General features: G+C 41.8%; 25 protein-coding genes and 1 tRNA gene. 3 read left to right on the plus strand and 23 right to left on the minus strand.

The window, feature by feature from the left end; genetic code table 11:
- Nucleotides 1-79: 79 nt before the first annotated feature.
- From tehB to ADG03_RS07055, 14 genes are all read right to left on the minus strand, one after another.
- Nucleotides 80-967: an SAM-dependent methyltransferase TehB gene (tehB, locus tag ADG03_RS06995; protein ID WP_049472926.1), complete on the minus strand. Its 888-nt coding sequence runs from the start codon at nucleotides 965-967 to the stop codon at nucleotides 80-82.
- Nucleotides 968-1,094: 127 nt separating this feature from the next.
- A complete protein-coding gene (smpB, locus tag ADG03_RS07000) occupies nucleotides 1,095-1,562 on the minus strand; it encodes an SsrA-binding protein SmpB (RefSeq protein WP_009731435.1) in 468 nt (155 codons plus the stop codon).
- The gene (gene rnr / locus ADG03_RS07005) at nucleotides 1,525-3,885 is read right to left on the minus strand and encodes a ribonuclease R (RefSeq protein WP_049472924.1); all 2,361 of its coding nucleotides are present in this window, start codon (nucleotides 3,883-3,885) and stop codon (nucleotides 1,525-1,527) included. The genes smpB and rnr overlap by 38 nt, the downstream gene beginning before the upstream one ends.
- A gap of 96 nt (nucleotides 3,886-3,981) precedes the next feature.
- Nucleotides 3,982-4,215: a preprotein translocase subunit SecG gene (gene secG, locus ADG03_RS07010; protein WP_003008189.1), complete on the minus strand. Its 234-nt coding sequence runs from the start codon at nucleotides 4,213-4,215 to the stop codon at nucleotides 3,982-3,984.
- A 41-nt stretch (nucleotides 4,216-4,256) separates the two neighbouring features.
- Complete coding sequence (gene rpmG, locus ADG03_RS11215) at nucleotides 4,257-4,406, minus strand: 50S ribosomal protein L33 (protein WP_003005699.1); 150 nt, start codon at nucleotides 4,404-4,406, stop codon at nucleotides 4,257-4,259.
- Nucleotides 4,396-5,595, minus strand: coding sequence for a multidrug efflux MFS transporter (locus tag ADG03_RS07015; protein WP_338151653.1), 1,200 nt, complete (start codon nucleotides 5,593-5,595; stop codon nucleotides 4,396-4,398). Before ADG03_RS07015 ends, rpmG begins: the two co-directional genes overlap by 11 nt.
- A 16-nt stretch (nucleotides 5,596-5,611) precedes the next feature.
- Entirely contained in the window at nucleotides 5,612-6,208 is a 597-nt protein-coding gene (gene coaE, locus ADG03_RS07020) for a dephospho-CoA kinase (protein ID WP_049472922.1), read from the minus strand.
- The gene (gene mutM, locus ADG03_RS07025) at nucleotides 6,209-7,033 is read right to left on the minus strand and encodes a DNA-formamidopyrimidine glycosylase (RefSeq protein ID WP_049472920.1); all 825 of its coding nucleotides are present in this window, start codon (nucleotides 7,031-7,033) and stop codon (nucleotides 6,209-6,211) included.
- 45 nt (nucleotides 7,034-7,078) lie between these two features.
- Nucleotides 7,079-7,978: a GTPase Era gene (gene era, locus ADG03_RS07030; protein ID WP_003004993.1), complete on the minus strand. Its 900-nt coding sequence runs from the start codon at nucleotides 7,976-7,978 to the stop codon at nucleotides 7,079-7,081.
- A 29-nt stretch (nucleotides 7,979-8,007) separates the two neighbouring features.
- A complete protein-coding gene (locus ADG03_RS07035; RefSeq protein WP_003008202.1) occupies nucleotides 8,008-8,406 on the minus strand; it encodes a diacylglycerol kinase family protein in 399 nt (132 codons plus the stop codon).
- Nucleotides 8,387-8,884 carry an rRNA maturation RNase YbeY gene (ybeY, locus tag ADG03_RS07040; RefSeq protein WP_003005431.1) on the minus strand — a complete coding sequence of 166 codons (498 nt, stop codon included), beginning with the start codon at nucleotides 8,882-8,884 and terminating at the stop codon, nucleotides 8,387-8,389. Before ybeY ends, ADG03_RS07035 begins: the two co-directional genes overlap by 20 nt.
- 96 nt (nucleotides 8,885-8,980) lie before the next feature.
- On the minus strand, nucleotides 8,981-10,717 hold the full coding sequence (tetB(46), locus tag ADG03_RS07045) for a tetracycline efflux ABC transporter Tet(46) subunit B (protein ID WP_049472919.1): 1,737 nt from the start codon (nucleotides 10,715-10,717) through the stop codon (nucleotides 8,981-8,983).
- A 1-nt stretch (nucleotide 10,718) separates the two neighbouring features.
- The gene (gene tetA(46), locus ADG03_RS07050) at nucleotides 10,719-12,443 is read right to left on the minus strand and encodes a tetracycline efflux ABC transporter Tet(46) subunit A (RefSeq protein WP_049472917.1); all 1,725 of its coding nucleotides are present in this window, start codon (nucleotides 12,441-12,443) and stop codon (nucleotides 10,719-10,721) included.
- A 546-nt stretch (nucleotides 12,444-12,989) separates the two neighbouring features.
- Nucleotides 12,990-14,204, minus strand: a complete 1,215-nt coding sequence (locus ADG03_RS07055) for an MFS transporter (RefSeq protein ID WP_049472915.1) — start codon at nucleotides 14,202-14,204, stop codon at nucleotides 12,990-12,992.
- Nucleotides 14,205-14,336: 132 nt separating this feature from the next.
- On the opposite strand from ADG03_RS07055, the gene ADG03_RS07060 reads away from it, so the two are divergent.
- Complete coding sequence (locus tag ADG03_RS07060; RefSeq protein ID WP_049472913.1) at nucleotides 14,337-15,182, plus strand: helix-turn-helix domain-containing protein; 846 nt, start codon at nucleotides 14,337-14,339, stop codon at nucleotides 15,180-15,182.
- A 645-nt stretch (nucleotides 15,183-15,827) separates the two neighbouring features.
- Here ADG03_RS07060 and ADG03_RS07065 read toward each other — a convergent pair.
- Both ADG03_RS07065 and ADG03_RS07070 read right to left on the minus strand, forming a co-directional pair.
- A tRNA-Thr gene (locus ADG03_RS07065) sits at nucleotides 15,828-15,900 on the minus strand.
- A gap of 50 nt (nucleotides 15,901-15,950) precedes the next feature.
- The gene (locus ADG03_RS07070) at nucleotides 15,951-16,520 is read right to left on the minus strand and encodes a GNAT family N-acetyltransferase (RefSeq protein ID WP_049472911.1); all 570 of its coding nucleotides are present in this window, start codon (nucleotides 16,518-16,520) and stop codon (nucleotides 15,951-15,953) included.
- A gap of 200 nt (nucleotides 16,521-16,720) precedes the next feature.
- On the opposite strand from ADG03_RS07070, the gene ald reads away from it, so the two are divergent.
- Nucleotides 16,721-17,833, plus strand: a complete 1,113-nt coding sequence (gene ald / locus ADG03_RS07075) for an alanine dehydrogenase (protein WP_049472910.1) — start codon at nucleotides 16,721-16,723, stop codon at nucleotides 17,831-17,833.
- Nucleotides 17,834-18,165: 332 nt separating this feature from the next.
- Here ald and ADG03_RS07080 read toward each other — a convergent pair whose 3' ends face one another.
- From ADG03_RS07080 to rplK, 7 genes are all read right to left on the minus strand, one after another.
- A complete protein-coding gene (locus ADG03_RS07080) occupies nucleotides 18,166-19,158 on the minus strand; it encodes a PhoH family protein (protein WP_049472909.1) in 993 nt (330 codons plus the stop codon).
- A 79-nt stretch (nucleotides 19,159-19,237) separates the two neighbouring features.
- The gene (locus ADG03_RS07085) at nucleotides 19,238-19,453 is read right to left on the minus strand and encodes a YozE family protein (protein ID WP_049472907.1); all 216 of its coding nucleotides are present in this window, start codon (nucleotides 19,451-19,453) and stop codon (nucleotides 19,238-19,240) included.
- Nucleotides 19,454-19,463: 10 nt separating this feature from the next.
- Nucleotides 19,464-20,318, minus strand: a complete 855-nt coding sequence (gene cvfB / locus ADG03_RS07090; protein WP_049472906.1) for an RNA-binding virulence regulatory protein CvfB — start codon at nucleotides 20,316-20,318, stop codon at nucleotides 19,464-19,466.
- Between the two features lie 99 nt (nucleotides 20,319-20,417).
- Nucleotides 20,418-20,975, minus strand: coding sequence for a ribosome recycling factor (gene frr / locus ADG03_RS07095; RefSeq protein ID WP_003005165.1), 558 nt, complete (start codon nucleotides 20,973-20,975; stop codon nucleotides 20,418-20,420).
- 19 nt (nucleotides 20,976-20,994) lie between these two features.
- Nucleotides 20,995-21,726, minus strand: coding sequence for a UMP kinase (gene pyrH / locus ADG03_RS07100; protein ID WP_003005706.1), 732 nt, complete (start codon nucleotides 21,724-21,726; stop codon nucleotides 20,995-20,997).
- A gap of 164 nt (nucleotides 21,727-21,890) precedes the next feature.
- Nucleotides 21,891-22,580 (minus strand): 50S ribosomal protein L1, encoded by a 690-nt coding sequence (gene rplA, locus ADG03_RS07105; protein WP_003005355.1) that lies wholly within the window; start codon nucleotides 22,578-22,580, stop codon nucleotides 21,891-21,893.
- 97 nt (nucleotides 22,581-22,677) lie between these two features.
- Nucleotides 22,678-23,103, minus strand: coding sequence for a 50S ribosomal protein L11 (gene rplK, locus ADG03_RS07110; protein ID WP_003005369.1), 426 nt, complete (start codon nucleotides 23,101-23,103; stop codon nucleotides 22,678-22,680).
- A gap of 160 nt (nucleotides 23,104-23,263) precedes the next feature.
- On the opposite strand from rplK, the gene ADG03_RS07115 reads away from it, so the two are divergent.
- On the plus strand, nucleotides 23,264-23,608 hold the full coding sequence (locus ADG03_RS07115; protein WP_049472904.1) for a DUF3397 family protein: 345 nt from the start codon (nucleotides 23,264-23,266) through the stop codon (nucleotides 23,606-23,608).
- Nucleotides 23,609-23,662 lie beyond the last annotated feature (54 nt).

A 23,662-nucleotide genomic window follows, 5' to 3' on the forward strand; every position in this document is an offset into this window, starting at 1 on the left:
GATTGCTGAAATCATCCACTGGATAATTTCACCTAACGTCCGTACTCACCTAAGGAAAGTTTTTTATATGACTTTCTCTTCAATCTGAAAGCAGGATCTTAACATCCTGCTTTTTCTTTGCCAACATGGTTGCAAATCGAAGTTGAATTCGATTTCCATTCTCATCTCGACGATGGAGGTGGCCAGGATTTTCATTGTATTTGACCAATTCCCAATCCTTGTAATACTCCGCCAATTCTCCTTCTTTAAAGGTAAACGAGAAGGGCATCTGACAAGGATAATCTTCTGTATCCATGGCACAGACAATGAGATTGTAGCCACCTGGGTTGGTATGCTCTTGCATATTGCGAATGATCGCTGGGATCCGCTCTGCCTCTAAAAACATGAGGACCACAGTTGACACGATGAAATCATAGTTTTGGATGAGTGCAGCAGCATTGATATCATAAAGTCCTACTGGCATGTCCATATCTTCCTCAGCGACAATACTTTGTAAGATCTCAAGAGCCAATTCATTTTGATCTACTGCTGTCACATCAAAGCCATGTTGGGCCAAAAAGAGAGCATTGCGTCCTTGCCCACATCCTAGATCCAGCGCCTTTCCAGCTGGGACAATTCCCACTGCTTCTAGCACCTCTGAATGGACAGGGTTGGTATTGTACTTTTTAGGAAAATAGTCTTTTGGCTCACAGTAAAATTCCAAGTACCACTCAACATCATCAGTCGCCGCTTCGACACGGTGCCAGGCCTGGGGCTCGGCCATGGGGTTCTCTGCTCCTGCTTCAAAAAGGTGGCTCGCGATTTCTTCTCCCTCTGCTGTCAATTCAATAAATCTTAACTGACCTTTTAGAACCGTAATCTTCCCCCAGGTTCCTACCTTGGTATTGTGCTTTCTTTGAAGAGCTTCTGGCATGGTATCCTTAGTCCAGATAGGCATGCGCTTGTAAGCGATCAATTTTTGTGTCATGTGCCTTCTCCTTATTCTTTCAGTACCCTTATCATACAGGAAAAAGCCCCTTTTTACAAGTTAGAAAAAAGGCCCCTATCCGAGTAAAAAGCAATTCTGAAACAAGTTTCAGAATTGCTTTTTTAGTTTAACGTGTATTATATTGTTTCATGACCCGTGCGATATCCCGGTTTTGTTCCCGACGTTTGATGGATTCACGCTTATCATAATCATGTTTCCCTTTGGCAAGCCCCAAAAGCAATTTGGCATAACCGTCTTTAAGATAGACTTTCAATGGCACCAGGGTCATCCCAGTTCCTTTGGTTTCTTGGTCCAGCTTTTGGATTTGCTTTTTGTGAAGCAGGAGCTTGCGGCGACGATCTGGATCTTGGTTCCAGATATTGCCTTCCTCATAAGGGGCAATATGGACGTTGCTGAGCCAAACTTCTCCATTTTTAACTTGTGCAAAACCATCTTTCAAGTTAATGCGTGCTGCACGGACACTTTTGATCTCTGTACCTGTCAGCACCATCCCTGCTTCTATTGTATCCACGATGGTGTAGTCATGTCTCGCCTTTTTATTTTGTGCGACTACCTTTCCTTCGCCCTTTGCCATGTTTGGCTCCTTTCTTTGCTACTTCCTTGTAAAATGGTTTCTTCCCTTTTTTCTTTTTGGATTTAGAGGAAGAATCTTTCCGCTTGTCATCTTTTCTAGCGGTTGATCCCTTAGAAACTTTTTTGTCCTTGCGTCTGCGATCTCTACGATTGCCATCTCGGTCACGTCCTTTAGACTTGAGACCTTTTTCGACGACATCCCATTCACTTGGAATATAAGAGAAATCAATCTCTCCTGTCATCTTGTCGGCTCTTTCTACCTTGATCCGGATTTGCTGACCAACACGGAAGGTCACTCCTGATTTTTCTCCGCGAAGGGTTAGATCTCGTTCATTAAAATGGTAGAATTCAGGAAGATTGGTAATATGGATCAACCCTTCGACTGTATTTGGCAACTCCACAAAAAGGCCAAATTTCACTACACTGGAAACCACAGCATCGTACTCTTCCCCAACATAGTCTTCCATGTATTCGGCCTTTTTCATGGCTTCTACTTCACGCTCTGCGTCAATAGCCCGGCGCTCTCGACTAGAGGATTGGCTGGCAATGTCTGGAAGGACTTGTTCAAAGTGTTCTGCCACTTCTTGGGATTTACCGTATTCGCGCACCATTCGATGAACCATCAGGTCCGGATACCGGCGAATGGGACTAGTAAAGTGGGTATAATATTCCGCAGCAAGCCCATAGTGGCCATGGTTGTGCTCCGAATAACGGGCCTGTTGCATCGAGCGCAACAACATCATCGAAAGGACATCTGCATAAGGTTCTCCTTCAACCTTGCGCATAATTTCTTGCAGGGCTTCTTGGCTCATGTCACTAGCCGTTCCGTAGATTTGGATCCCAAAGCTAGAAGCATAATCGATAAACTTCTGTACTTTTTCTGCCTTTGGATCTTCGTGGATCCGGTAGATGAACGGCAGTTTCATTCGTGTAAAGTGCTCCGCCACCGTTTCATTGGCAATCAACATAAAGGACTCAATCATCCGCTCCGCAATTCCTCTTTGACGGAGGACGATATCAACTGGTTTTCCTTCTTTATTGACTAGGATTTTAGCCTCATTGGTATCAAAATTAAGGGCTCCTCGGCGAATCCGCATGCTTTCTAGAATACCATGCAGGGTGGCCATTTGATGAATACTTGGGACAATTTTCTTAAAGGTTTGAGCCTTGTCTTCGTCACCTGCTAAGATATCATTGACGTCACTATAGGTCATTCGGAAGGTCGTATTGATGACAGTTTGGGTAATGGTGTGCTTGACGACCTTTCCATGGGGATCAATCTCCATGATGGCAGACTGGGTCAGGCGGTCCACATTCGGATTTAAAGAACAGATCCCATTGGACAAGCGTTCTGGAAGCATGGGTACTACTCGGTCGGTCACATAGACAGAAGTTGCACGATTTAGAGCTTCCTTATCAAGTGCTGAGCCTTCTGTAACGTAATAAGAGACATCTGCGATGTGAACCCCCAGCTCAAAATTGCCGTTCTTGAGTGGCTTGATATGGACCGCATCGTCCAAGTCTTTGGCATCTGCCCCATCGATGGTAAAGGTAATCTCCTCTCGCAGATCCAAGCGTCCCTCTAAATCCTTTGCAGACGGTGCATCTGGAATCTGCTCAGCCTCTTTCAGCACTTCTTCTGGAAATTCTGAGACGATATCCATGGATTCTAGCACTTCCAAGACATCGATTCCAGGATCTGTCACATGACCGACCACATCCCGCACAGTTGCCACAAAATAATTGTGCTTGCGGCTCGGGTATTGATCAATTTCGACCTTGAGGATTTCGGTCCCTTCCAATTGGATGGCTGGCTTCTTCACATAGATCAGCTGGCTGATTTTTTGATTTTTCGAACGGATGTAGCCGGCATATTTGGGCTTTTCCTCATCCAGAACAATTTGTCCAACAACCGTTTTGACGCTATGATCCAAGACATCAATAATCTTCGCTTCTGCTGCCGTTCCTTTGTTTCGGTCTGCTACCTTGGTAATGACGATCTCAACAGTATCCCCATCGATGGCGTGGTTGACATCATTTCGGCCAACAAAGAGGTCCTCTTCTTCGCCTTCTAAACTGACAAAGCCAAAGCCATTTTTATGGGCATGAAAGATCCCCTTGAGGGTAATGGCTGGGGCCTTCTTTTGAGCCAAACGAAGAGAGCCATCATCCTCGAATTTCAACTCATGACGGCGTTCCATCAGAGAGATGGTTTTGACCAAGTCACGAAAATCCTTAGATCCTTCTTTTCCTAGAGCTGCTGCCAGATCATTGATCTGGGCTTTGTCATGCTCTTGTAAATATTCTTTAATACTTGTTTTCATGAATGTATTTGCTGGTTATCCAGCCTCCTTTTTTCTATCTACTTGTGTCTTTGTTTTACAAAATAAAAATAGGCAAAGACATTGTCTGAGCCTATCTTATCTACTAGAAAGTACCATTAAGATCATCGCGATCAATAACCAAAAGAAGATCATAATAGCTGTTAAACGCTGCATCACGGCTTCAAACCCGCGCGCTTTTGAACGTTCAAACAAGTCATTTGAGCTTGCGTCAAAGACGTTGCTCGATTGGTTTTTTGTTGGTTGCATAAAAATTGCGATAATAATCAATACTGATAATACTAGTAAAATAGTTGTTAATGCTCCGCTCATATTCAAAACTCCTTAAAATCTTCACTATTATACCATGAAAATCATTTTGATTCAATATGTAAGGTTACTTTTCTTTCCTTGGGACAATACTTCAAGACCTCGATCTTTTCAGGATGGGTTTTGGTATTTTTACTGGTCAAATAATTCTGACTCCCACAGCTGGTGCAGGTCAATTGAACTTTAATTCGCACGTACGTCTCTCACTTTCAAATACTTTCTAAATAAGAATAAGAGGAACATCAAATCGGTAAAGGCCAAAAGGGCTGTACCGTAAAATACCCAATGATAGCCAAAATGCATGAAAATACTCGATCCCATCATTGGCCCTAACACGCCACCTAAGTAATAAAAGAGCTGGTTGTAGCTAAAGATCCGAGAGATCCCTTCAGGAGGGGTTAATCGATTCAATAATGCAGAAACTCCAGGTAGTAGGGCTCCTGTCCCGATCCCAAAGAGGAAGCGTAAGATTCCTAATTGCAGAGGCGTTTGCGCTTGGGCACAGAGAATATAAAGGCAACCACTATAGAGAAGGGCGATTAATAAAAGCCGGTGATTCCCGATTCGGTCTCCGAGTTTTCCCATCCAACCTGAAAAGAGCATACTAGAGACTCCCATAGCCGAAACAATCATCCCCGATACAAAAATCAAGTTATCTCTTTGCCCTAAAGCTCGCACATAAAGAGGCAGGATTGGAGAAATAGATTGGGCGATCATTTGAATGGTCATACTGGTCAAAAAGAGGCCTAAGAGAATATCCTTTTGCTGAATGGACATGAGCAACTGCCAACTGGATTTTTGTTCTTCTTTTGGAATGGGCTCATAGTCTTCCTCGATGCCCCAAAAGGTTAAAAGGGACACTAGAAATAAGAAAAAACCAACCAAAAGAAAGACATTGCGCATTCCCAGATTTTCAGCAATGAGTCCCCCAATCAAAGGCCCCATCAAGGTTCCAGCTACGACACCGGTCGACAAAGTCCCCAGGGCATAGCCTGATTGGTCCTTTGATACTTGACTGGCAATCAAGGCTGTACTATTTGGGACAAAACCTGAAAAGACACCGTTGAGAAAGCGTAAAACCAAGAGCCAAAAGACGGATGGCACAAAGGCGATCCCTCCCATGGTTAGGGTCATAGCAATAGAAGCCCTGAGCATCATGGGTTTTCGACCATAGCGGTCGGCTAGGCTCCCCCAGATAGGAGACATGATCGCAGAGGTAACAGAAGAACTCGCGACGGCAATCCCAGCATAAAAAGGAACAGCCTTGCCCGTAACGCCCAACTCTTCTACAAATAGGGCCATAAAAGGCACAACTAACGAAAGGCTAGCTCCGATGAAAAAGCACCCGATCCAGGCAATATATAGATTTTTACGCCAATTGATTTCTCTTGTGATAAAATCATCTTCTTTCTAATTGTTTTAGGGCTGCATCTAATTGGGCATAGAGGGCCGTTAGATCACCATTATTGTCTAAGAGCAGATCTGCATGGGCTCTTTTTTCATCTAGCGGCATTTGAGCAGCGATGCGTTCTTTAGCCTGCCGTTCTGATAAGTGGTTGCGTTTCATCAGGCGCTTGAACTGGGTTTCTTTTGAGACAGCTACCAACCATACAGCCTCAAACCACTCTTCATAGTGCTGCTCGATCAAGAGGGGAATATCCATAAAAAAGAGACCGGATTGAGCAGCTTGCCTGTCTCTTGCATCTGCCAAAGCCTCACGAATGAGCTGGCCTTGGACGCGATTGGACCAGTCTCGTTCACTAGGACTTGAAAAAATCCGTTGACCTAAAGCGACGCGATCCAGCTCACCTTCTTTGGTAAGGATCTCTTTACCAAAATGATCCACTAAGACACGGTAGAGGGCCCCTCCTGGAACTTGCAAGTCATGGACTACTCGATCCGCATCAATGACAGGATAGCCTTTTTCTCTCAAATAGGAGGTGACAGTGGACTTTCCTGAAGCAATTCCTCCTGTTAATCCAATGATTCTTGCCATCTAGTTCTCCTTTTGACAGTGAGGACAAAAATGGGTTCCACGTCCCCCCAGCTGGATTTTCTCAATCGGCGTCCCGCAGCGCAAACAAGGCTGGCCTGTTTTCCCATAGACCTGGTGTTCTTCCTGCATGGTGCCGTCTTCTCCAAAAGCATTGCTGTAGGAGCGAATGGTGGAGCCACCCTTTTCAACAGCTTGAGCAAGCACAGCAATCGTTTCTTTGCGGATTGCTTTGGCTTCTCTAGCAGTCAAGCTTTGACCCAAACGGGCTGGATGAACCTTGGCTCGATAAAGGACCTCATCTACATAGATATTGCCCAGACCAGCCACTAATTTTTGGTCCAAAAGAGCTGATTTAATGGGTTTCTTTGATTTTTTAAGAGCTGCTTGGAAGGCAGGCTCTTTAAGATCCGCTTCCGTCGGCTCTGGACCAATTTTTTTCGTCAAAAAATAGCTGTCGACAAGCTCAGGTACTAGGACTTCCATGGTCCCAAACTTGCGGACATCTTCATAAACCAGAGTGCTGCCATCTGTAAAATGAAATAAGACATGGGCGTGCTTGCGAAGAGGGACTTCGTCTGGATAAAAGAAATACTTGCCTTCCATCCGCAAATGCGAGATGAGGACCAGATCCGTCAGATAAAACAAAAGGTATTTCCCGCGGCGCCCCATGGCTCGAATTTCTTGACCTGGAAGATCTTGACAAAAAGCATCTAGATCCGTATGAATCATCTTAGGATACTTTACTTCCACTGACTGAATGGTTTTTCCAAGAATTAATTTCTCAAGACCGCGTCGAACCGTCTCTACTTCTGGTAATTCAGGCATAGAACTCCTTTCAAAAACAAGAAGCAGGCTTCTGCCCACCTCTTCTTAATATTCTTTTTCGTTGTATCCGAAATCGGCAAGATCCAATTTCTTATCCCGCCAATTTTTCTTGACCTTGACCCATGTTTCTAGGAAGACCTTGTCCCCTAGCATGAGCTCAATATCCTTACGCGCAAGGGTTCCGATCTTCTTGAGCATGGCGCCACCTTTTCCGATGACAATACCTTTTTGGCTATCGCGCTCGACCATGATGGTTGCACGGATATGGACCTTATCTGTCTCTTCATCCCGCTTCATAGAATCCACTACTACTGCCACAGAGTGGGGAATTTCTTCCCGCGTCAAGTGCAAGACCTTTTCACGGATCATTTCAGAGACCAAGAAGCGCTCTGGGTGGTCAGTGATTTGGTCAGCAGGGAAATATTGAAAACCTTCTTCTAAGTTTTCACTTAAAATATCAATCAAACGCGAAACATTGTTTCCTTGAAGGGCTGAAATCGGCACGATTTCCTTGAAATCCATCTGACTACGGAAGTCATCGATTTGCGCCAAGAGTTGGTCAGGGTGCACCTTGTCGATCTTGTTGACCACCAGAATAACCGGCACCTTAGCAGCCTTGAGACGCTCGATGATCATGTCATCGCCCTTCCCACGTGGCTCATCTGCTGGCACCATAAAGAGAACGGTATCCACTTCTCGAAGGGTGCTATAGGCCGACTCCACCATGAAGTCTCCAAGCGCTGTCTTGGGTTTGTGAATCCCTGGGGTATCGATAAAGACGATCTGTTCCTTATCCGTCGTATAAATCCCCATAATCTTATTGCGCGTTGTCTGCGCCTTGTCACTCATGATGGCAATCTTTTGCCCCATGACGTGGTTCAAAAACGTTGACTTCCCAACATTGGGACGTCCTAAAATGGCTACAAAGCCTGATTTAAATGTCATATTATCCTTTCACGAGGGCATACTCCCTCTTATCCAAATACCAAGGCCCAGAATTTGGGCACAAAAATCACCAGTCCTGTTAGTAGGGCAAAGCCTGATACGACGAGGACTGCTCCAGCCGCCATGTCTTTGGCATTCTTTGCCAACATGGAGAAATGGTAGTTACTAGCCAAATCCACCACATTTTCAATGGCTGAATTCATAATTTCAAAAGCAATCACCAAGGTGATGCTGAGCAATAAAAAGAGCCATTCTGTCGCAGAAATCCTAAATACCAAACCAGCAAGAATTGCTACAAGGGCTGATAAGGCATGCTTGCGCATATTGCGCTCTTCCTTGATCGCAGTGAAAATTCCTGTTATCGCAAACTCCAGGCTTGAAGTGAAGTCCCGATTTTTCCATTTTCGCTTATTGTCTTGTGAGTCCATAGGCTGTCAAAATCTCTTCCTGTAAGCCAAACATTTCCTTTTCTTCTTCCGGCGTATAGTGATCATAGCCATTGATGTGAAGAAAACCATGCACTGCTAAAAATCCCATTTCGCGCTCAAAGCTGTGGCCATATTCTTCGGCTTGCTCACGCGCCTTATCAATTGAAATAAAGAGCTCCCCAATATAGGTATCGAATTCTGCCATCATCTCTGCCAATTCAGGATTTTCTGCAAGGTCTTCCTCGTCAAAAGAAATCTCCATCTCTGGCTTGTATTCTAAACTGATGACATCCGTCGGACGATCCGTATCACGGTATTCAAGATTTAGTTCATGACTGCGTTCATTGGTTACAAAAGTCACAGCCATTTCCTTGTCTTCTTTCCCAATTTTTTGAGCAGCAAATTCTAAAATTTCTTGCGTTTGTTTTAAGATTTCGTCAGAGACTTGACCAGTCTCATCTACCATTTCAATATACATCTGGATCACCTCACTATTATCACTTCATTATAGCATAAAACCAGCCTATATACTAGATACAGGCTGGTTTTCAATCTTTTTCTTTGCAGGACAATCTTACACTACTGTTTGCTGGATGGCATTCATCTGGGCATAGATTCCTCCTTGTGCAACCAGTCCCTCGTGTCTACCACGCTCCACAATGCGTCCTTCGGATAAGACTAAGATCTGATCCGCATCTTGGATAGTGGACAAGCGATGGGCAATGATAAAGGTGGTCCGGCCCTTTTGCAGGACTGCCATGGCCTTCTGGATGATTTCTTCTGTTTCCGTATCGATGTGAGAGGTTGCCTCATCCAAAATCAGAACTTGCGGATTCATATAGAGCGTCCGCGCAAAGGAAATCAATTGGCGCTCACCACTTGAAAAGGCGGATCCTTTTTCTACAACTGGATGGTCGATCCCCTTTTCAAGGCGCTCTACAAAGGGCCAAGCCCCGACTTTTTTCAAGGCATCTTGGACTGCATCCCGATCAATGTGATCCTGATTCATGGCCACATTACTAGCAATGGTTCCTGTAAATAGATAAGGATCCTGCAGAACAATCCCCATATGGCTGCGTAGGCTCTCACGAGAGACTTGGCGAATATCTTGACCATCGATCAAAATCGCTCCTTCTTGAGGATCATAAAAACGATAGAGTAGGTTCATAATCGAAGACTTACCCGATCCAGTATGACCCACAAGAGCAATGGTTTGCCCAGGACTTGCCTGAAAGGCAATATCTCTCAGAACTGGCTTGCCTTCTTCATAGGCAAATTGAACGTCGTCAAACACGACTTGAGCTTTTTCTATTTTCAGTTCCAATGCACCATCGTCCTCTAAGGGTTGGTCTAAGAAAGCAAGGACGCGGCTCCCCGTTTCTAAGGCTCGCCGAATATTTGGGAATTGACGACTAAGATTGGCCATGAGATCAAATAGATTAATGACATAGTTAATATTGATAAATAAGAAACCAGCCGTCACACCGATATTGCCCTGTAGGAAAGAAATCCCAGCGATGGTCAAAATGCCCGCAATCACTAAAAACTTGAGCAATTCCGTTAAGGTCCAAGAAGCAATGGAATCGGCCAGGAGAATTCGATCATTGGCTCCTAACATCTTCTGAGTAGTGACTTCAAACTCATCCACCACACCAGGCTCTTGATGATAGAGTTGAATCATACTGGCACCATGCAAGAGTTCATTGACCTGGGTATTGACCTCGCTTCGCGCATCAAAGAAATCCTTCATAGGCTGATCCGTCATGACCTTGTAGAGATACTGGATCCCATAGAAAATTGGAAAGACCAAACACAAGAGAAGACCCATCATAGGACTCAGGTAAAAGAGAATCCCTAGAATAAAGAGGAAACGCACCAAGTAGATGACTAAAATCATACAAGAGTTATAAAACTGGGTCCGCAAGGTCTCCGTATCATTGACAATTCTTGTCGCGATCTTCCCAGCCGGCTTATCATCAAAATAAGAAATAGGCAGCCCTTGCATGACTTGAAAAGCTTGGTCTCTCAGACTAGCAGTTACTTGATTACTTCCATGTAGCAAGATCCGATTTCCCATGTAGCTAATCAGCTGCCCCAGGCTCAATACCAAGAGATAGAATCCTCCCATCTGAAGCAAGTCCCCTTGCCCGCCACCGTGGGTCAGTGCGGTCAAAGGCCCATCGATCATCTTTTGGAGAAGAAAGGGAGACAATTCAGAAAAAATGGTGGCTAGTAAGAGGCAAATAAAGCCAGCAAGAAAGACAGTTGGATAAAGCGTGATCCTAGATAATAATCGTTTCAAAACTTTCATCTTATTCTCCTTCCTGTTTTTGTTGCCGTTGGTATTGTTCATAATACCAGCCCTCTTGAGCCAATAAATCACTAGCCCTACCTTCTTCTACAATCTGCCCTTGATCCAAGACGATGATCCAATCCGCCTGATGAACAGCCGACAAGCGATGGGAAACAATGATGGTTGTCTTGTCTTTTCGTTCCTTTTGAATCGTGTCAATAATGGCCTGTTCAGTCTTCGCATCCACCGCCGAAAGAGAATCATCTAACAGCAAGAGCTCAGCATCTCTTAAGAATGCACGCGCCAGAGAGATCCGTTGTTTTTGACCTCCTGACACAGAGACCCCTTTCTCACCGATCAGGGTGTCCATTCCCTGAGACATCCGCTCAAGATCATCCGCAAAAGCAGCTTGGCCTACTGCTTCCATCAAGTCCTCTTGGCTGGCTCCTTTTTTACCCAGCGCTATATTCTCACGGATAGACTTAGAAAATAAAATATGTTCTTGGGAAACATAGCCAATTTTTTCTTCGATGGAGTGTCGGTTGTAGTCCACGATCGGTTGCTGGTTGACCAAGAATTCTCCCTCACCAACTGGGTACTGCCGCAAGAATTGTCGAACAAGGGTAGTCTTTCCTGCTCCTGTACGACCAACAATTCCAACCGTCTGTCCTTTCTGGATGGTCCAATCAATGCCTGACAGGCTCTTTCGCTCAGCACCAGGATAGCTGAAAGAATAGTCCTTAAACTGCACCAAATCAATCTGCTCTAAGTAGTGAGGACCATCTGGTTCCAGATCATCTGTCTCATCAATCACTTCTTTTAATTTTTTATAGGACATTTGACCTGTCTGGTAGACCAAGATCAGGTCCGCCATCATCCACATAGGCTCAATTAAAAAGACCAAATACAGCTGTAAAGCCAATAACTTACCAAGGCTCAACTGCCCGCTTGCCAGGGACTGGCCTCCAAATTGCAGGAGCAAGACTGTCGAGAATCCAATAAACAAAAGGGCTAAAGGTCCAAAAGAATACTGGATAGAGGCAATTTTGTCCCCTGTTTTGGATAGACTGGCTGTTTTTTTCTGAAACTGTTTGACCTGCTGGTCCCGTCTACTATAGGCCCGCATGACCCGGATCCCTTCGATCGACTCCAAGACCTCATCGTTCAACTGAGCGACTGCTTCCCGGTTTTGCTCAACATACTCCTCCTGCTTTCTACTCAAAAAATAGGTAGAGACGACGAGGAAGATCATGGGAATAAAGGAAATCAAGGTTAATTGCCAAGAAATGAAAAACATGGTCGGAATAATAAAGGCAAACAAGCCACCGCCAAACAGGAGCACCATCATCCCATAACCCGCCATGTCGGCCATGCCATCGACATCTGTCGTAAAGCGCGTCAAGAGATCTCCTGAACGGAATTTCTCAAAAAAGGGACGCCGCATGGCTACTAGCTTACGAAAAGCTTGTCCCTGAAGGGTCGCCTTGAAATGGACTGACGACTGAAAGAGTCGCAACTGCCAATAAAAAGCCGTCAAATAATTGAGGATGGCTGACCCTACCAAGAGGACCATATCCCATACAAAGTTCGATTGCGTCAGCGTCTGCTGACTCAAATGATCCACTAAACGCTGGATAACTTGCGTCGGGATCAATAAGGTGTAATCATAAAGAATCAGGACCATAGCGATCTTCACATATCGCCACTTGCGCTCCCTGATATACTCCCAAATAGCTCTGATCATATATTCTCCTTTTCAAAATGGCACAGAAAAAACCCAAGCAAGGAGCTGAGTACGTGCTCAGTCCACACTTGGGCCTTCTGATGCCTATCACCAATTCAGTTAAGGCAGGTAAAAATGCATACAAAAAACCCAAGACAAACTCCTCCATCTTGGGTTCCATTTATAGTTTACATCGAACTCAACTGAGATTGGAGAAGCTGTGTATTCAATTGTGTCATCAAAACATCTACTTTGTTCATGATGGTTTTCTCCTTTCTCTTTGTTGTTCTAACTTTACCACGGATTTCCTTGCTTGCAACGTTTTTTTGAAAATTGTTGAAAAAAGCCGGACTATTACCTCAAATCATAATGGGTTCTTCCTATTTCGACTATAAATAATTCTTAGTTAGCTACCAAGTTTATTAACGGTAACTATAGATAACAGGTGTTTATAAAGCAATCAAAATACCATATGACAAATATATTTATATGGCATAATTTCCTCTATCGTGATTATTATTTATAAATTAAATAGATCTGATCTATTTGTGAGACTATACTCAATTTTCATTCCAAACCATTAGGTTCATTTTCTGATGACTGTTTAGAATTAACAAAAGAAAGCAATATCTTTATAAAAAGACAGAATAAAACTTGGAATAATGCAATAATAGAGAAAATCACTGCAGAATGAATTTTCAAAATAGAAAAAACAAAAGTTCCAACTGGAGATAAGACCAAAGATAGTAATGAAACAGTACTAAAAACTCTACCTAAAAATTCTTCTGAGATCTCTGATTGAATTTTTGAAAATATTTGAACATCGAATATCATAATGAATAAAGAGCTTATTCCAAAAAGCAATATTATTAAATAAATATTATCAATAAAAACAATTGGAACCAATGCAATTGAAGACATAAGCAAAAAGTTACAACATTCAGACATAGTGAAATCATTCTTAAAAAACTTATTGATGTACGCTCCAAGTATTTTCCCAATAGTTTGAACTGCTAATATATATCCATACATATAGGAAACATTAAAAAATTTATTTATAAATGGCAAGTAAAGTTCTATACCCGCGACGAAAAAATTAAGTACGGATACTAATATCAAAATAATGAAGAACTCTTTTCTTTGAAGGATATAACAAAATCCCTCAATGATACTTTTCATTATATCTAATTTTTTAGCAGTTTTTTGATTTTTAAAACCTTGACTTTTAATAACAAATTTTGATTCTATAATCGCAGAGATGGCAAAACTTAATGAATTTAGTAACATTGAAACTTTGAAACCAAATAGAGAAATAATCCAAATTCCAAAAAAGGGAACTAATATATTAAAAATCTCTGCTAAACTTCTACTGTATGAATTATATATGTATATGGAGTTTTTATCCAATAGGTCTCTAACTATTGCTTTGTAAGCAGGATTGTTAAAAGAATTTAGAATAGCTAGTATGATATTAACAATTATTAACACTATTGCACTATTAGGCATATCTAGAAATAAAAAAGCAACAAATGTTGAAATAGCAGCAACGATATCCGTTAAAATAAGTATTTTTTTCCTATTTCCAAAATCTGCAACAAAACCTCCTATTAAGTTAAAAAATATTTGTGCTATTACCTCTGTTGATTGATAAACTGACATAAAAAATACTGACGATTTTGGTAATGTAGAAATGAATATTTTATTTGCGTAGTCATATACCCTATTTCCAAAATTATTAGTTTGTCCCCTAGAAATAAGTAATATTATATTTTTTTTACTCATATCTCTACAATCTCCCTTCAAAAATTGATTAATAAAAATTTAAACAAATTTTCATATCAATTTTCCTTTTCTTTTTTAAGTATTGTATAATAAATAAAAACTATTTAAACTTTTGTTGTGAAAGTGGGAAAAATGAAATCTAAACTTGGTCAAACACTTAGAAAAATACGCAAGAGTAAACAAGTAAGTATCTGTGCTATCGCAGACAAACATCTATCAAAATCACAGATTTCCAGATTCGAACGTGGAGAATCTGAGATATCTTGTATTAGACTTATCAACATTTTAGATAAATTACACATCTCATTGGATGAATTTCTTATTCTTCATGATACTGAATATACCCAAACGATATCATTTGGCAACTTAATGCAATATATCCGTAAAGAGTATTCCCTACAAAATGTTGATAACATTAAATCCTTACTCACTAATTCTACAATTTATCAACTCAATTCATTGGAACGAACTATGGTAAAATCAATAATCTATACATTGGATAATAAGATTTCACCATCCGAGGCAGAATTAGAATCTTTGACTGATTATTTGTTCAAAGTTGAAACTTGGGGATACTATGAAATTATATTATTAGCAAATTGTATCCGAACCATTCAATATAATTCTGCTTTTTTATTAACAAAGGAAATGATAAAAAATTTTATTTACTCAACATTGAATAAGACTAATAAAAAACTCGTTACTCAGCTGGCAATTAACTGCTTAATTGTAAGCATTGACAAAAGAAAATTTCAAAATTGTTCTTATCTAATTTACGAGATCAAAAAATTATTAAATAATGAGTTCAACTACTATGAACAAACTGTATTTCTATATGCTACAGGCTACTATGAATTTAAAATAAATAATAGAAGTGGTCTAGAAAAAATGCAACAAGCTCTAAAAGTGTTTGAAATTTTAGGAGAAAATAGTATCAAGTCACAGTATCAGCAACATTACAATGAGCATGTGGAATAATATCTTTTATTTATTAAATAGTTCGCACAGAAATTCTGTACCCATGTCTTAAAACAGGATGTATAATATAGGGTGTAGAAAAACTGTTCTTTTTTTACAAATCCAATAAATTCTATCAAAATAAAAGAATTTATTTGTTAGAATTATTCAACCATCTACAAAAACTTTCCGCCGTGAGAAAAGTGCCTGAAACTATTATGTTTCAGGCACTCGGAATTATTGAGACTTTAGGTTCAATAATTAGTCATGGAACTTCATAAAAGTTCGCTGACGTCCGTACTCACCTAAGGAAAGTTTTTAAGAAGACCTTTTCCTCAATCTGATAATATAAATTACTTTGTCCAATAAACAACTAATCTTAATAAGATTAACATCCATATGACTTTCATTACTTAAAATATAAGTCATAATATTTTCAAGACTCACTTCGGGTAAATTAAATTGTGAATTGGATTATTGTACTGTATCCAAAAAATTTGACAAATACGGTCTGTGTGTTGTCTCGGATAGAAAAAACTTAAATCTTGTTAGTTAAACTTTAATTCAATAGCTATTATGACAGTTAAAGTAGCCATTAAGTTTTTTCGAACCTTTTAAGACACAAAAAAGAAGCCTAGATCCTCTCTAAGCTTCTCTCTTCTGCTATGCTAGTTGCCGGGATTGAACCGGCGACCTCATCCTTACCATGGATGCGCTCTACCGACTGAGCTAAACCAGCAGTACCTATCTACTATATCATGGAGATAGGACTTTTGTCAATATCCTGACTCATTTTTCTGCCAAATATTCTTCCTTCGTGAGGACATAATGAACTCTCGTCACCATTCTCCCTTCTTCATGCAAGTCTAGCATCGCGTAGGGCTCCTCGTGAGAATATTTCATACCTGATTTGGCCATCACCCGTCCAGAAGCTGGGTTGTCCTGATCATGAACAGCAATGAGCTTGTTCATCCCTAACTGTTCAAAAGCCAAGGCAATGACTGCCTTGGTAGCCTCTGTCGCAAGACCCTGGTTCCAATAGTCTTTATTCAGAACATAGCCGATACTCCCCTTCTTCAGAGAAAGATCCAAATCCAGTAAATCAATCGTCCCGATAAATTTGCCATTCTCTTTGAGCTCGATCCCCCATCTTCCAAGTGGGCTCGCTAGGTAAAAGAGGGCAATATTATTACGCGTCTCTTCTAGACTTTGATTAGTTGGAAAAGTGTAGCGCGTAACTGTTTCATCAGAAGCGTACTCAAACATAGCCGGTGCATCTTCAAGAGTGACCGGACGCAAGTGCAAGCGCTCAGTCTCTATTTCTCGATAAGCCGCTAACTTCACATATAAATTTTCCATTTGACTCTCCTTCTTTAGGGATTAGTTTAGCAAATAACCTAAAGGAAGGCAAGCTCAATTTTTTCTTGCTTTTTAACCCACTTTTCTATACAATAAAATCAATCAAAACAATCGGATAAGGAGTAAAAAGGTCATTGAGTCAAGAGAGCAATCTCACACTAATGGCCTTTTTACACCTAAATCTGAGCAAGGAGGCAAGAATGCTCATTGGAATTCCAAAAGAAATTAAAAACAACGAAAATCGGGTCGGTCTGACACCTGCAGGCGTACAAAGCTTGGTGAAGAAAGGACATCAAGTTTTGGTGGAAACAAATGCTGGACTTGGTTCTGGCTTTGCGGATGAAGATTATACTAAGCAAGGGGCAACTATCGTTGCGACTGCTACAGAAGCTTGGGCCGCTGAGATGGTGGTCAAAGTCAAAGAACCTCTTGCTGAAGAATATGGCTTCCTTCGTGAAGACCTCTTGCTCTTCACCTACTTGCATATGGCTGCCGCACCTGAATTAGCAGATGCTATGGTCGCAGCCAAGACAACTGGAGTGGCCTACGAAACCGTTCGAGATTTAGATGGACAGTTGCCACTCTTGGTACCAATGAGTGAGGTTGCTGGACGGATGGCCGTGCAAATCGGTGCTCACTTCCTGACCAAACAAGAAGGTGGATCAGGAGTCCTCCTAGGTGGGGTGCCAGGTGTTCCCAAAGGAAAAGTTACCATCATCGGAGGCGGGGTCGTTGGAACCCACGCGGCTCGTATTGCCCTTGGACTAGGTGCCCAAGTGACCATCTTAGATATCAGTGCTAAACGTTTGGCTGTTCTGGAAGATGTCTTTGGTCACCAAATCCAAACCCTTATGTCCAATCCATTTAACATTGAAGCCAGCGTCCGTGATGCCGATGTTGTCATCGGAGCTGTCTTGATTCCTGGTGCTAAAGCTCCTAAATTAGTGACAGACGATATGGTTAAACAAATGCGTCCCGGTTCAGTCATCGTGGACGTAGCTGTGGACCAAGGTGGGGTTATTGAAACAGCAGACCGTGTCACAACGCATACGGAGCCAGTTTACGAAAAACATGGCGTGCTCCACTATGCCGTTGCCAATATCCCAGGGGCTGTCGCTCGTACCTCTACTATCGCCCTTACCAATGTGACCCTTCCTTATGTTGAATCCCTAGCTAACAATGGTTTTCACAAGGCAATTGCCCTCGACGAAGGCCTGCGCCAAGGGGTCACCACTTACCAAGGTCACATCACAAGCCAACCCGTTGCTACCGGTTTAGAGAGCGACTTCACACCAATTGATGAATTGGTTTAAACTATCATAAAAAAATCACCATCGAAAAAAACAAACAACTTATTTTTTTCATATGAACTAATTAAAAATGTTTTGGAAAAAACAAGTTGTTTTGAATTTTTTAAATCATTTTCAGAGACTTTCCGCCGTGAGAAAATTGCTTGAAACAATTTAGTTTCAAGCACTCGGAATAATTGAGACCTTAGGCTCAATTATTAGTCATGGAACTTCCTGGATTGCTGAAATCATCCACTGGATAATTTCACCTAACCTCCGTTCTCACCTAAGGAAAGGCTAGGAGATGATTTTATCGTCAATTTAAGGCAAAGATCTGATGATCTTTGCCTTTTCTTTTATTCTTCTTCCACATCCAGTTTTTCTTTGACAACTGGATTCGGAATGGGTTCGTAGGCCCGGATAATCTCTGCTACTACTGGATGACGAACGACATCCTTGGCAGAGAAATGCACAAAGTCAATTTGAGAAATGTTCTTCAATTTCTCCTGAGCATCAATCAAGCCGGATTTAACATTTCGAGGAAGGTCAATCTGGCTAGTATCCCCATTGACAATCATCTTAGAGTTAAAACCAAGACGGGTCAAAAACATCTTCATCTGCATGATGGTGGTATTTTGCGCTTCATCGAGGATGACAAAGGCATCGTCCAAGGTCCGCCCCCGCATATAAGCCAAAGGCGCAATCTCGATAATCTCCCGCTCCATCATCCGAGTTGTTTGGTCTTTCCCTAAAATCTGGTAAAGAGCATCATAGACCGGACGTAGATAAGGGTCTACTTTTTCTTTGAGATCCCCTGGTAGGAAACCAAGGCTCTCTCCAGCTTCTACAGCAGGACGCGTCAAAATGATCCGCTTGACCTGACCACGCTTGAGGGCAGTCACGGCCAAGGTCACTGCTAGGAAGGTTTTCCCAGTCCCAGCTGGTCCAATCCCAAAAGTGACATCATGGTTCTTGACACTATCCACATAGATCTTTTGACCAAGCGTTTTAACTCGAATGGGCTTGCCGTAACTATCCTTGATAATCTCTTCTTCATAGAGAGCGATGAACTTATCCAATTCCCCATTTCTCACCATGGTAATGGCAGTCACCACATCCGGCGTACCAATGGTCATGCCACGGTTAACGAGGACCAAAAGAGCCTGGATGACTTGACGAACCTGCTCGCAGGTTTCTTCTTCCCCAATGATTTGGACGATTTCTGTCCGGGCATGAATAGTCACCCCAAATTCTTGCTCCATCAAACGAAGATGGCGTTCGTTAGATCCAAACAAATGAAAGAGATCGTCTGGATGCGTTAATGTAATTTCAACTGAATGTTCTTGCAAATAAAGAACCTCTCTACCTGTGTTTTTCTATTATTATAACAAAGAGGCCGAGAAAAAACCATCCTCGACCTGTCCTTTTCTAGTGGGCTTGGTATTCTTCCCAAATCGCATCAAAATCGCCAAGATTAAAGGAAAAGCTGGCATGCTCTTCTAGATAGCGACTGACCACATCGAAGTCATCTGTATGCTTGGGAAAAGCAGACTCGTGAAATGCAAGATCTGCTAGAATGGCCTTAGGAGCATTGCTTTTAGGATTGCGCTCCGTCATCAACCAAGTATAAAATGATTTTCGCATAAGCCTCCTCTTAGATCAACTCTGTTCCAAACTGGTCTTGCTTGATTTTCTTCGCCTTCATCAAACCACCCAAAGCTTTTTTGAACTGGCCTTTTGAAATCCCAAAAGTTGCTTTGATTTCTTCTGGAGAGGACTTATCATTCAAGGTCATAAAGCCACCATTGGCTTCCAAATAGGTCAAAATCATTTGGGCATCGTTTTCCAACATTTCAAACGAGCGTGGCTTCAAAGATAGATTCAAGGTCCGGTCTACCTCACGAAAACCGATGACGCGAGCATTTACGACCTCTCCCAAACGAGGTTCTGCATAGCGCTCACTTGGGTGGATAAAGCCTAGCATATTGTTCTCTGGAAGGTAAACAAAGGTTCCAGACAATTTCAAGCGGTAGACAATGGCTGGCCAGTTTTGGTTTTGCATATTGTTATAGGCTGGACGAGCCAAACGCTGGAAATCTTCCTGGTAGGCTAAGATCCCCCAAATCCGATCTTTCTTATCGACTTCTAAGCGAATATAGAGACGATCGCCCTTTTTAGGCCATAGATCTTTGATCTCCGGTAGGATATCTAGTGAGACAACAATCTGCTTATCTGGAAGCCCTGTATCCACGAAGACTCCCAAATCCTTGCGCACTTCCGTGACCGTTCCCCAGCCAAAGCTTTCTTGAGTTGCAGTGACTTCAAGTGTGGTGAGTCGGAGCTTTTGCTTCATATCTGTATAGGCAAAGCCCTTGACACTTTCTCCGACTTGATGTGGGCCTTCTGCTTTATCAAGCGCGTAGGTCTGGCCATCTTTTTGAACAAAATAGAAGTGATCATTTTCATCAATGACCATTCCCATGATGTAGCTTGCTAGATTCGTATTCATGTTTCCTTCTTTCCTCTTGCTTCTTCACAAGAATAATGGAAATAAAACCCAGCCAGCAGTGCCAACTGAGTCTTTCTTTCCTGTAGTGGTTGAGATAGATTAAACTTCCATCAATTCTTTTTCTTTGTGAGCTGTCATTTCATCTACATGCTTAACAGCATCATCCGTAACTTTTTGGATCTCTTTTTCAAGACCTTTCAATTCATCTTCTGTGATTTCTTTTGCTTTTTCTTGTTTCTTCGCTTCATCCATAGCATCACGACGGATGTTACGGATCGCTACTTTAGCATTTTCACCCACTTTTTTCACTTCTTTTGCCAAGTCACGACGAGTTTCTTCTGTCAAAGCTGGGATAACCAAGCGGATAACAGATCCATCGTTGGCTGGAGTGATACCAAGGTCAGAAGCATTAATGCTGTGCTCGATGTCTTTCAAAGATGATTTATCAAATGGTGTGATCAACAAGACACGCGCTTCTGGAATAGTGATAGATGCCAATTGGTTCAATGGCGTTTCTACTCCGTAGTATTCTACGAAAATACGATCCAAAAGACTTGCATTTGCACGTCCAGCACGGATGCTACCAAATTCACGTCCCAAACTTTGGTGAGACTGGGTCATTCTTTCTTTTGCTTTTTCTACGATTGGGTTTGCCATAATCTTCCTCTATTTTCTATTATTTTTCTACGTTATTTGATACGGTTGTACCGATATTTTCACCAAAGACAACGCGTTTGATATTGCCTGGTTCATTCATGTTAAAGACAACCAAGTCAATGTCGTTGTCCATGGAGAGAGTAGAGGCTGTTGAGTCCATGATGCGAAGACCTTTATTGATCACATCGCGGTGAGTCAATTCCTCAAATTTCACAGCTGAAGCATCTTTTTTCGGATCGGCATTGTAAACACCATCGACCCCATTTTTAGCCATGAGAATGGCATCTGCTTCAATCTCAGCTGCACGAAGGGCTGCGGTCGTATCTGTCGAGAAGTAAGGAGAACCGATCCCTGCACCAAAGATCACGATCCGATCTTTTTCAAGGTGACGAAGGGCACGACCACGGATATATGGTTCTGCAACTTGTTGCATGGCAATCGCTGTTTGAACACGGGTATCCACGCCAACTTGTTGAAGCGAATCAGCCATCACAAGGGCGTTCATGACAGTCCCAAGCATCCCTGTGTAGTCTGCTTGGACACGATCCATCCCTGCTTCTGCAGCAGGTTCTCCACGCCAAAGGTTTCCCCCTCCAATCACCAAGGCAATTTCAATTCCAAGTTCGTGAACTTCCTTGATTTCTTGAGCCATATTTTGGACAGTTTTGATATCGATTCCGACACCACGTTCGCCAGCAAGGGCTTCACCAGATAGCTTGATTAAGATACGTTTATACTTAGGTTCTACCATTTTCTCTCTCCTTTTTTGATCTGTATTATTTTACCATAAATTACGTTTTTTATATAGTCATATCCATCAAAATTTTCTTTTTTCCATCCGATTAGTTTTACCAACTGTAGCAAATAAAAATGGAGTACATAAAAAAGCTACCCGAAGGCAGCTTTTCATTTCAATTAAAGTGAGTTAACATCCACTTTGATACCAGGACCTTGAGTTGTAGTCAAAGTCAAGCTAGTTACGTAAGTACCTTTAGCTGTAGCTGGTTTTGCTTTTTGGATTGTGTCGTTGAAAGCTTTAAAGTTTTCAACCAATTTAGTATCATCGAATGAAACTTTACCGATGATCGCTTGAACGATACCTGCTTTATCAGCACGGTAAGTGATTTTACCACCTTTAGACTCTTCAACTGCTTTCGCAACATCCATTGTTACTGTACCAGTTTTAGGGTTTGGCATCAAGTTACGTGGTCCAAGGACACGTCCAAGACGTCCAACAAGAGCCATCATGTCAGGTGTAGCGATAACAACGTCGAAGTCCAACCAACCATCGTTGATTTTCGCAACAAGGTCATCTTCACCTACGAAGTCTGCACCAGCAGCTTTTGCTTCTTCAGCTTTTGCACCACGTGCAAATACAAGTACGCGAGCTGTTTTACCAGTTCCGTTTGGCAATACCATTGCACCACGGATTTGTTGGTCAGCTTTTTTCACGTCGATGTTCAAGTTGTAAGCAACTTCTACAGTTGCGTCAAATTTTGCAAAGTTAGTTTCTTTTGCAAGAGCTACAGCTTCTTCTACGCTGTAGACTTTTGTGCTGTCGATTTTTTCAAGAGCAGCACGAAGTTGTTTGCTTTTTTTAGCCATTTTATCTTTCTCCTTGTAATGTGGTCATATCGATTTTCATCTCCCACGTCACTCGTCATTTGATCAAGTGTATTGCGGGCAAATAGGATTGTTACAATTAGTCAGTAACAGTGAATCCCATAGAACGAGCAGTACCTTCGATCATACGCATTGCAGACTCAATGTTTGCAGCGTTCAAATCTGGCATCTTAGTTTCAGCGATTTGTTGTACTTGTGCACGAGTTACAGTTGCAACTTTCGTTTTGTTCGGTGTACCTGAACCTTTTTCAACACCTGCAGCTTTTTTCAAAAGAACAGCAGCTGGTGGTGTTTTTGTAACGAAATCGAATGATTTGTCTTCATAAACAGTGATAACAACTGGGATGATCATACCAGCTTGATCAGCTGTACGAGCGTTAAACTCTTTAGTGAATCCCATGATGTTGATACCTGCTTGACCAAGCGCTGGACCAACCGGTGGAGCTGGAGTAGCTTTACCAGCAGGGATTTGCAATTTTACAAGTTTTTCGACTTTTTTAGCCATTTCTTAAATCCTCCTTTGTGGTTTTGGCGGTAATTACAGATTTTTACCTCCCACAAGTATGCTTTGTGCATACCTTTCTATTATACACGATTTCTCTTTTTTTGCAAGAAAAAATTAAAATATAGTAAACTTTTTTTTCGTTTTATGATAGAATGAAGCTATGTTAATCAAAGTTGCTTCTGTATTATTTATTTTTTTAACGCTGATTCTGAGCGGCATCATTGTTCACCTCTTTAAACTCCAAAAAAGAGGATGGCGATCTACCGATATTGCCTTTCCTTTATTTGCTTTGGAGTACTACCTGATCTCAGACAGCGCTTTTTACCACAGCCTCTTACCACTGCTAGCCTTAAGTCTTTCGCTTTTGGCCTTGGGACTAACGGTTTATTTCTTAAAAAAGAAAAAGAGTTTTTATTATCCAAAATTTATCAAATACTTCTGGCGCGCTGGATTTCTGGTTACCTTCTTGCTCTATCTTATCTTAACCGCTAGTTTGTTTATCTAATGGCAAAGAGGCTGGGACAAAAGTCCTAGCCTCTCAATTATTTTTGGATTGTCG

This window comes from Streptococcus parasanguinis, assembly GCF_001069785.1.
GTDB lineage: Bacteria > Bacillota > Bacilli > Lactobacillales > Streptococcaceae > Streptococcus > Streptococcus parasanguinis_T.

Bases quoted from the DNA above. Each gene is read 5' to 3' on its own strand.
- tehB (WP_049472926.1), bottom strand. From the start codon at position 967: ATGACACAAAAATTGATCGCTTACAAGCGCATGCCTATCTGGACTAAG.
- smpB (WP_009731435.1), bottom strand. From the start codon at position 1,562: ATGGCAAAGGGCGAAGGAAAGGTAGTCGCACAAAATAAAAAGGCGAGA.
- rnr (WP_049472924.1), bottom strand. From the start codon at position 3,885: ATGAAAACAAGTATTAAAGAATATTTACAAGAGCATGACAAAGCCCAG.
- secG (WP_003008189.1), bottom strand. From the start codon at position 4,215: ATGAGCGGAGCATTAACAACTATTTTACTAGTATTATCAGTATTGATT.
- coaE (WP_049472922.1), bottom strand. From the start codon at position 6,208: ATGGCAAGAATCATTGGATTAACAGGAGGAATTGCTTCAGGAAAGTCC.
- mutM (WP_049472920.1), bottom strand. From the start codon at position 7,033: ATGCCTGAATTACCAGAAGTAGAGACGGTTCGACGCGGTCTTGAGAAA.
- era (WP_003004993.1), bottom strand. From the start codon at position 7,978: ATGACATTTAAATCAGGCTTTGTAGCCATTTTAGGACGTCCCAATGTT.
- ADG03_RS07035 (WP_003008202.1), bottom strand. From the start codon at position 8,406: ATGGACTCACAAGACAATAAGCGAAAATGGAAAAATCGGGACTTCACT.
- ybeY (WP_003005431.1), bottom strand. From the start codon at position 8,884: ATGTATATTGAAATGGTAGATGAGACTGGTCAAGTCTCTGACGAAATC.
- ADG03_RS07055 (WP_049472915.1), bottom strand. From the start codon at position 14,204: ATGAGTAAAAAAAATATAATATTACTTATTTCTAGGGGACAAACTAAT.
- ADG03_RS07060 (WP_049472913.1), top strand. From the start codon at position 14,337: ATGAAATCTAAACTTGGTCAAACACTTAGAAAAATACGCAAGAGTAAA.
- ADG03_RS07070 (WP_049472911.1), bottom strand. From the start codon at position 16,520: ATGGAAAATTTATATGTGAAGTTAGCGGCTTATCGAGAAATAGAGACT.
- ald (WP_049472910.1), top strand. From the start codon at position 16,721: ATGCTCATTGGAATTCCAAAAGAAATTAAAAACAACGAAAATCGGGTC.
- ADG03_RS07085 (WP_049472907.1), bottom strand. From the start codon at position 19,453: ATGCGAAAATCATTTTATACTTGGTTGATGACGGAGCGCAATCCTAAA.
- cvfB (WP_049472906.1), bottom strand. From the start codon at position 20,318: ATGAATACGAATCTAGCAAGCTACATCATGGGAATGGTCATTGATGAA.
- frr (WP_003005165.1), bottom strand. From the start codon at position 20,975: ATGGCAAACCCAATCGTAGAAAAAGCAAAAGAAAGAATGACCCAGTCT.
- pyrH (WP_003005706.1), bottom strand. From the start codon at position 21,726: ATGGTAGAACCTAAGTATAAACGTATCTTAATCAAGCTATCTGGTGAA.
- rplA (WP_003005355.1), bottom strand. From the start codon at position 22,580: ATGGCTAAAAAAAGCAAACAACTTCGTGCTGCTCTTGAAAAAATCGAC.
- rplK (WP_003005369.1), bottom strand. From the start codon at position 23,103: ATGGCTAAAAAAGTCGAAAAACTTGTAAAATTGCAAATCCCTGCTGGT.
- ADG03_RS07115 (WP_049472904.1), top strand. From the start codon at position 23,264: ATGTTAATCAAAGTTGCTTCTGTATTATTTATTTTTTTAACGCTGATT.